This window comes from Mesorhizobium sp. M2A.F.Ca.ET.037.01.1.1, from assembly GCF_003998075.1.
GTDB lineage: Bacteria > Pseudomonadota > Alphaproteobacteria > Rhizobiales > Rhizobiaceae > Mesorhizobium.
Map to the genome: position 1 here is coordinate 1 of NZ_RZSA01000272.1, position 6970 is coordinate 6970.

Consider the following 6970-nt stretch of genomic DNA (forward strand, 5'->3'; position numbering starts at 1 on the left):
ATTGTTGGTCTTGATAGCGTCGATCTCGACATCGCTCCGGGCGAATTCCTGACGCTGCTTGGTCCCTCCGGCTGCGGCAAGACGACGAGCCTCCGCGTCATTGCCGGCTTCGAAAGCCCAACCAGCGGCAATGTCCTGCTCGAAGGCCGCGACATCACGGGCTTGCGGCCCTTCGACCGGCCGGTGAACACCGTCTTCCAGGACTATGCGCTGTTCCCGCACATGGATGTCGCGGCCAATGTCGGCTTCGGACTGTCGCTGCGCAAAATGTCCGGCACCGAGCAGGCAAAACGCATCCGCGAGGCGCTCGACATGGTTGGCCTCGCCGACAAGCTGCGCGCCCGCGTCTCCGAATTGTCCGGCGGCCAGCGCCAGCGCGTCGCGCTAGCTCGCGCCATTGTCTGCGAGCCGCGCGTGCTCCTTCTCGACGAGCCGCTGTCGGCGCTCGACGCGCATCTGCGCGAGCAGATGCAGGTCGAATTGAAACGGCTGCAGTCGCGGCTCGGCACCACCTTCGTCATGGTTACCCACGACCAGACCGAGGCGCTGTCGATCTCCGACCGCATCGTCGTCATGAACAAGGGCCGCATCGAGCAGATCGCAGCGCCGGCAACGCTCTACGACCGGCCCGCGACGCGCTTCGTCGCCTCCTTCATCGGCACGATGAATCTCTTGCAGTCGCTCTTCGTCGGCCGAGACGGCGAACGCCTGCGCTTCGCCGCCGGCGAGCTGCCGCTGGAGGCGACCTCAGACAGCAGCGAGACGCCGGCCGCCGGCGACACCCGCACCATTGGCGTGCGCCCGGAAGATCTTCTCGCCGCCAGCGAATCCGGCGAGGGCACCGCGCCGGCGCGGGTCAGCGGTGTCGTCTTCCACGGCCGCACGCTGCGCCTGCATGCCGAGCTCGGGCAGGGGACTGCGATAGTCATCGACGCGCCGCGGCGCGCCGACGGTTTTCAATTCAGCGTCGGCGACGTGGCGCATGTCAGTCTGCGGCGCGGCGCCAACTGCCCCATGCTTTCCAGCTGACGGACAGGGCTCAAGACTCAAGAAGCCTTGGCGAAGAATCCCTGATAGTCGGACTTGGCCTGCAGCAGGCGCAGGATGTTCTCGCGTGAGCCGCGCACATGCGCGCGGGCGCGCTCGCCGGCCAGAGCCACATCGCCGGCGCAGATCGCGTCGACGATGCCAGCGTGCTCCTCGCGGGTAAGCTTCCATTCGTCCAGCCACAGAAGCTCGGTCCAGACATATTGCTGGCACTTGTCGAGGATGCCGCAGAGCATGCCATGGAGCATCTCGTTTCCGCCGATTTCGGCGATCACCCGGTGCAGGTCGATGCCGACCTGGAGCTCCTCGAATTTTTCGCGCGTGCTGCGATCCGGGATCGCCGCCAGCCTTTCGCATTCGGCGAGCATCTCGCGCAATTTCGCCTTGTCGGCGGCGCTCGCATTGGCCGCGGCCAGCTCGGTCGCGCGGCCATCAAGCAATTCGCGGATGTCGAAGGCCTCGCGGAACATGGTGATGTTGAATTCGGCCACCACATAGCCCTGGCGCGGCCGGCCGATCACCAGCCCGTCGCGTTCCAGCCGGTTGAAGGCTTCACGCACCGGCGTGCGGCTGACCTTGAGGCGCTCGGCGATCTCGTTTTCCGTCACGCGGCCGCCCGGCGGGATCTGGCCGGTGATGATCAACGCCTTCAGCTTCTCGAAGACCGAGTCGCGCAGCGTGTTTTTTCTTTCCTTGCTCAAACGTCCCGCCTCCAACGGTCAGTCATGGAATCGCAGTCTAGTGCCTTTTAGCGCCCGCTTGAACAGACCCTGTCGCGTGCGCGGCCGCTTCGAACTGTCCCGCTTCTCCACCATCAAAAACCTGAAGCCCATGTTGACATCGGCTTCCGTCGAATTACACTCAAAATTGTATACAAATTAGCATACCAAATCAACGATAACGGGAACACCGGTTGGAGAAGCGAAAATGACGAAGAGACTTTTTATTCACGGCCTGGCGATTGCCGGGCTGCTGGCATCGGCCGCCGTTCCGGCGTCGGCCGCCGACACCATCACCGTCGCCTCATGGGGCGGCACCTATCAGGAAGCGCAAACCAAGGCCTTCTTCGATCCGACGGCCAAGGAACTCGGCATCACCATCAAGCAGGACACCACCAACGGCCTCGACGACGTGCGCCTGCAGGTCACCGGCAACGCCGTCAAATGGGATATCACCGAGCTTGGCGCCGACGAATGCGCGCGCGGCTCCAAGGAAGGCCTGTTCGAGAAACTGGACTACAATGTCATCGACAAGACCGGCATCAATCCCAAGCTCGTGCATGACGACTGGGTCGGCATCTCCTACACGTCCGTCGTGCTGATCTACCGGACCGATGTCTTCGGCGACAAAGGCCCGAAGACCTGGGCCGATTTCTGGAACGTCGAGAAATTCCCCGGCCGCCGCGCGCTCTCCGGCAGCCAGGCGACGGAGACGCTGAGCGTCGCCGCTCTCGCCAAGGGCATTCCAATCGACAAGGTCTACCCGGTCGACATCGACGGTGCGCTGCAATCCGTCGACAAGATCAAGGGTCATATCGATGCCTGGTGGACCTCCGGCGCACAGGCCATGCAGCTCGTCAAGGACGGCGAGGTCGATATGGCCAGCATCTGGAACGGCCGCGCCGGCACACTGAAGAAGAGCGGTGCGCCGGTCAGCTTCTCCTTCGACCAGGGCGTGCTGACCGCCGACTGCATGGTCATCCCGAAGGGCTCGAAGAACAAGGACATCGCCATGAAGGCGCTGGCCAAGTTCGTCAGCCCCGATCTCCAGGCCAACTTGCCGCTCTATGTCGACAACGGCCCGGCCAACGAGAAGGCTTTCGAGACCGGCAAGATCCCGCCCGAGCGCATCAAGGACATCAATTCCTCACCCGAGAACGTCAAGAAGCAGGTGCTGCAGGACCCGGCCTTCTGGCGCGACACCCTCGTCGAGGCGACGGAGAAGTTCAACAACCTGATCCAGCAATGAGGATCGTACCGGAGTGGCGTCCTTGCGGCGCCGCTCCGCATCGTTTCGCAAAAATGATCCGGAGTTGAAGGAGATGCTGTTGTCTCTCGCGCAGTCCGCGCTGCCCATCGGCATAAGCGGGATTGAGAAGCGCTTCGGCGCGGTCTCCATCCTCAGCGATCTCAGCCTCGATGTCGCGGCGGGCGAATTCCTGACGCTGCTCGGGCCGTCCGGCTCGGGAAAGACGACCTTGCTGATGATCCTGGCCGGCTTCGTGCGGGCCAATGCCGGCTCGATCAAGGTCGGAGGCGAGGAGATCATCACCATGCCGCCGCACAAGCGCAACATCGGCATGGTGTTCCAGAACTATGCGCTGTTCCCGCATATGAACGTCTTCCACAACATCGCCTTTCCACTCAAGCAGCGCCGCGTGTCGGCCGCGGAAACAGCTGAACGCGTCGAGAGGGCGCTGGACCTGGTGCAACTGAAGGGCCTCGGCGAGCGCCGTGTCGACCAGCTCTCCGGCGGCCAGCGCCAGCGCGTGGCCTTGGCCCGCGCCATCGTTTTCGAGCCGCGCATCGTCTTGATGGACGAGCCGCTGTCGGCGCTCGACAAGAGCCTGCGCGAGCACATGCAGATCGAATTGCGCAACCTGCATCGCAGGCTCGGCATGACGACGGTCTACGTCACGCACGACCAGCGCGAGGCGATCACCATGTCGGACCGCATCGCCGTCATGAATGCCGGGCGCATCGAACAGATCGACCAGCCGGAAGTTCTCTACGCCAGGCCGCGGACGAAGTTCGTCGCCGGCTTCATCGGCGAGTCCAGCTTCATTCCCGTCGAGAGCCGAAATGGCAGCGTCTGGTACGAGGACAGGAAGTTACGGATGAACGATGCGGCGCCGTCCACTGGTCGGCATCTGATGGTGGTGCGGCCGGAAAAGCTGCGCCTGGTTGCCGACGTCGGCGAGACCGGCGTCAACCTGCTGCCAGCAACCGTCGGCGACGTCATCTACCAGGGCGACAGCTTCGTCTGCTACGCCACGCTCAAGGACGGCCGGCAGGTGACCCTGCGCGACTATTGCCGCTCCGATGTGCTGGCGAAACTGCCGGCGCCGGGCGAGCCGATCACGCTCGGTATCGATGCCCAGGACGTCGTGCTGGTGGCCGACCAATGAGCCTCGCATCCGCCAGTCTCGGTCATGCCTCCCGACGCGATGGGGCGCTCAATGCCGATGCGCTCAACGCCGACGCGCGATGGGAAGCGCATGGCATGCTCGCGCTGCTGTCGCCCGGGCTCTTCCTGGTCTTCGCCGTCATCATCGTGCCGATCGGCTGGCTGTTCTGGCTTTCGCTGTTCGATGAGAGCGGTCAGCTCAGCGCCGCCAATTACGCGCGCTTCTTCGAGCAGGCATCCTACATCAAGACCTTCGTCACCACCTTCAAGGTGGCCTTCACCGTCACCGGCGCCTGCGTGCTGCTCGGCTATCCCTTGGCCTACATGCTCTCGCAGCTGCCGCGTCGCGCCGCCTCCATCTGCCTGATCTTCGTCATCCTGCCGTTCTGGACCTCGGTGCTGGTGCGCACCTATGCCTGGCTGGTCATCCTGCAGCGCAAGGGACTGGTCAACACGTGGCTGATCGATCTCGGAATCATCTCCCAGCCGCTGCCGCTCGCCAACAATTTCGCCGGCGTCATCATCGGCATGACCCACATCATGCTGCCCTTCCTGGTGCTGCCGCTCTATGCCTCGATGAAGACGATCGACGTCGACTGCCTGCGCGCCGGCATGAATCTCGGCGCGAGCCCCGCCGCCACCTTCCGGCAGATCTTCTTTCCGCTGTCGCTGCCGGGCCTGGCTTCGGGCCTGGTCATCGTCTTCGTGCTCTGCCTCGGCTTCTTCGTCACGCCGGCGCTGATGGGCGGCGGCAAGGTGATCATGTGGGCGATGCGCATGGAGCAGACCACCAGCCTCTATTCCAACTGGGGCGCGGGCGCAGCACTTGGCGTCGTGCTGCTCGCCGTCACGCTGGCGCTGCTCGGCCTTTTCCACTGGCTGCTCGGCACCCGCGCGACCGGGGTCTGGAGCAGGCGATGAGCATGGAAAACGCCCTGCCGATCTCGCATCGGCAACGCCTCTGGCTCTACGCGCTCGGCGGCCTCGTCATGCTGTTCCTGATCGCCCCGTCGGTGATCATCGTCATCATGTCCTTCTCCGGCTCCTCGCTCTTGGAGTTCCCGCCGCAGGAATGGTCGCTGCGCTGGTACGAAAGCTATTTCGGTTCCCTCGAATGGCGCGACGCCACCATCGTATCGGTCAAGGTAGCGGTGATGACGGCGATCGTCGCGACGCTGCTCGGCACCGCGGCGGCCTACGCCATCAACGCCCGCACGCTCAGGATGACCGGCTTGATCAACGCGCTGCTCACGGCATCGCTGATCATTCCGGTCATCCTGATCGGCATCGGCACGTTCTTCCTCTATGCCCGCATCGGCCTCAACAATACGCTGACCGGCCTCGTCATCGCGCATACGGTGCAGGCGCTGCCGCTGGTCGTGCTGACCGTGCTTTCGGGGCTGCGCTCCTACGACATGAACCAGGAGATGGTGGCGCGCAGCCTCGGCGCCGGCCGCTTCTCCGCCTTCTTCCAGGTGACGATGCCGCAAATAAGATTCTCGATCGTCTCGGGCGCGCTGTTTGCCTTCATCACCTCCTTCGACGAGGTGGTGGTGTCGCTATTCATCTCGGGCGGCGAGACCACGACGCTGACGCGGCGCATGTTCAATGCGCTGCGCGACCAGATCGATCCGACGATCGCCGCCATTTCGACTTGCCTGATCGTGCTATCGATCGTCTTGTTGTCCGCCGCCCAGCTTTTCGGCCGCGGACGTTGATATAGGATACCAGAACCAGCATGCGTGACTTCCAGTTTCCCGGCCGCTCGCCGGTCCGCGCCACCGAGGCGATGGCCGCGACCTCGCATCCGCTTGCCACCCTTGCCGCGATCGACATGCTGCGCGCCGGCGGCAATGCCATGGACGCCGCCGTCTGCGCGGCCGCGGTCCAGGCGGTGGTCGAGCCGCAATCGACGGGCATCGGCGGCGACTGTTTTGTGCTCTATTGCCCGAAGGGGCAGGGCGAGGTGATCGCCTTCAACGGCTCTGGCCGCGCACCCGCCGCCGCGACCGTCGACTGGTACCGGGACAAGGGCTTCAGCGAACTGCCACTGCATGGCCCGCACGCGGTCACCGTTCCAGGCGCCGTCGATGCCTGGTGCCGGCTGCTGGAAGACCACGGCCGCAAGGGTTTGGCCGATGCGCTCGCTCCGGCCATTCGCTACGCGGAAGAAGGCTATGTCGTGCACGACCGCGTCGCCTTCGACTGGCACGACCCCGAGACCGACCTGTCGGCCGACGAGGTTGCGACGCGCATCTTCCTGCCCGGCGGCAGGCCCCCGAAGGCGGGGGACATCCATCGCCAGCCGGAGCTGGCGGAGACGTTGCGCATCATCGCGAAAAAGGGCCGCGCCGGATTCTACGAAGGCGCTGTCGCGGGCGATCTGGTCGGGCGGCTTCGCGCGCTTGGCGGCCTGCATACGCTGGAAGACTTCGCCGCGACCAAGGGCGATTACCGCACCCCGGTCAGCACCTCCTATCGCGGTCACGACATCCACCAGATGCCGCCCAACAACCAGGGCCTGACCGCGCTTCTGATGCTGAACGTGCTTTCGGGCTTCGACCTCGGCAGGCTCGATCCCGAGGGTGCCGAGCGTCTGCATCTGGAGATCGAGGCGGGCCGCCTGGCCTATCAGGATCGCGATGCGTTCTTCGCCGACCAGGATCACGTCGACGTTCCGGTCCAGGCGTTGCTTTCCAGCGCCTATGCCGACAGCTTGCGCGCCGCGATCGATTCCGAGCGCGCCATGACCCATCTGCCGCGTCTCGATCTTCCCGGCAGCGACACGGTCTATATC

Annotated in this window: 7 protein-coding genes; 6 read left to right on the top strand and 1 reads right to left on the bottom strand. The window is 64.5% G+C overall.

What is annotated here, in order from left to right; translation table 11 throughout:
* Positions 1-1029: ABC transporter ATP-binding protein (locus EOA27_RS15460; RefSeq protein WP_145970362.1), on the top strand; the 1029-nt coding region annotated here is incomplete at its 5' end.
* A 17-nt stretch (positions 1030-1046) separates the two neighbouring features.
* On the opposite strand, the gene EOA27_RS15465 is transcribed toward EOA27_RS15460, so the two are convergent.
* Positions 1047-1748, bottom strand: a complete 702-nt coding sequence (locus EOA27_RS15465) for a GntR family transcriptional regulator (protein WP_189343208.1) — start codon at positions 1746-1748, stop codon at positions 1047-1049.
* A 226-nt stretch (positions 1749-1974) separates the two neighbouring features.
* On the opposite strand from EOA27_RS15465, the gene EOA27_RS15470 reads away from it, so the two are divergent.
* From EOA27_RS15470 to EOA27_RS15490, 5 genes are all read left to right on the top strand, one after another.
* Positions 1975-3015 carry an ABC transporter substrate-binding protein gene (locus EOA27_RS15470; protein ID WP_126078633.1) on the top strand — a complete coding sequence of 347 codons (1041 nt, stop codon included), beginning with the start codon at positions 1975-1977 and terminating at the stop codon, positions 3013-3015.
* Between the two features lie 79 nt (positions 3016-3094).
* Complete coding sequence (locus EOA27_RS15475) at positions 3095-4174, top strand: ABC transporter ATP-binding protein (RefSeq protein ID WP_126078632.1); 1080 nt, start codon at positions 3095-3097, stop codon at positions 4172-4174.
* On the top strand, positions 4171-5094 hold the full coding sequence (locus tag EOA27_RS15480) for an ABC transporter permease (RefSeq protein WP_126078631.1): 924 nt from the start codon (positions 4171-4173) through the stop codon (positions 5092-5094). Before EOA27_RS15475 ends, EOA27_RS15480 begins: the two co-directional genes overlap by 4 nt.
* Entirely contained in the window at positions 5091-5891 is an 801-nt protein-coding gene (locus EOA27_RS15485) for an ABC transporter permease (RefSeq protein ID WP_126078630.1), read from the top strand. The genes EOA27_RS15480 and EOA27_RS15485 overlap by 4 nt, the downstream gene beginning before the upstream one ends.
* Before the next feature lie 20 nt (positions 5892-5911).
* A partial coding sequence (locus EOA27_RS15490) for a gamma-glutamyltransferase (RefSeq protein ID WP_127256618.1) occupies positions 5912-6970 on the top strand: 1059 nt, incomplete at its 3' end.